Raw genomic sequence first — 1,222 nt, forward strand, 5'->3', positions numbered from 1 at the left:
CCCCCGCCGCTACCACGCGGCCGAGGCCGGCGCGCGCGCCAACCTCCGCGGTGTGCCCGCCACCCGCGGTGCCGTCGCCCTCGCGCCGGAGGAGGACTTCGTCGAGGACGGGCTCGTCACCGTTCCCGAGACCGTCGTGGAGCGCCCCCGCGGCTTCGGCGACGGCAAGAGTCTCGGCGAGCACTTCCGCGCCGGACGCGCGGTCGTCCTGGACCTGTCCACGATGGCCTCCGGAGACGCCCGACGCATGGTCGACTTCGCCGCCGGCCTCGTCTTCGGCCTCGACGGCCACATGGAGAAGGTCGCCGACCGCGAGCGCACGTTCCTCCTGCAGCCCGCCGGCATGGACCTCACCGAGGCCGAGGTCCGCGACGCCGTCAACGGCGCCTTTCGCCGCTGACCGGTCCGCCCGTCGGCGGGGACCGGGTGCCCTCGGGCACCGCGGTGGCCCGGGGAAGTAGAGTTGAAGCGTGACGTTGATTCTGCTGATCCTCTATTACCTGGTCGAGGTCTTCTGGTTCCTGCTCCTGGGCCGGATCGTGGTGGAGATGATCGCCTCGTTCTCCCGTAGCTGGACGCCGAAGGGTGTCCTCGCGGTGGTGCTGGAGTGGCTGTTCACCATCACGGACCCGCCGGTCAAGGCGTTGCGCAAGGTCATCAAGCCGGTCCGTCTCGGCCAGGTCTCCCTGGACCTGTCCGTCCTGGTCCTGTTCATCATCCTCATGGTGCTGCGGGTCGTCATTCTGGCCTTCATCTGAGCGATGGGGCCGCGCTGCGGCCGGCAGAGCGGCCCCGGTTCACCGACCCGGACCACGGCCGCTGGTGACGCGCGGGCCGGTTGTGACTAGATTGGCCACAGTTAAGGTAGAAATGAAGTCGTGGGTCCGGTGCGTGAACGCCGGACCGGCACCCGAGACGACCACGAGGGGTATCCCATGCCGTTGACACCAGCCGATGTGCACAACGTCGCGTTCTCCAAGCCACCGATCGGCAAGCGTGGCTACAACGAGGACGAAGTCGACCAGTTCCTGGACCTGGTCGAGACGGAGCTCGCGGAACTCGTCTCGGACAACGAGGACCTCCGGCAGCGGGTCGAGGAGCTGACCCGCGACCTCGAGAAGGCGCGCAAGGCCGCTGACGAGGCCGGCAAGTCCTCCGGCGGTGGATCGGGTGCCGCCGCTCCCGCCGCGCAGGCCCCGGCGCCCGCGCCGACGCCGGCCCC

3 protein-coding genes are annotated in these 1,222 nt (G+C 69.9%); all 3 read left to right on the forward strand.

What is annotated here, in order from left to right; translation table 11 throughout:
* Positions 1-400: cell division protein SepF (locus HMPREF3086_RS07695; RefSeq protein WP_141764026.1), on the forward strand; the 400-nt coding region annotated here is incomplete at its 5' end.
* Between the two features lie 70 nt (positions 401-470).
* A complete protein-coding gene (locus tag HMPREF3086_RS07700) occupies positions 471-758 on the forward strand; it encodes a YggT family protein (protein WP_061228934.1) in 288 nt (95 codons plus the stop codon).
* Between the two features lie 177 nt (positions 759-935).
* Positions 936-1,222 (forward strand): DivIVA domain-containing protein (locus HMPREF3086_RS07705; RefSeq protein ID WP_141764027.1); only part of this gene is annotated, 287 nt, incomplete at its 3' end.

This window comes from Dietzia sp. HMSC21D01, from assembly GCF_001815995.1.
GTDB lineage: Bacteria > Actinomycetota > Actinomycetes > Mycobacteriales > Mycobacteriaceae > Dietzia > Dietzia cinnamea.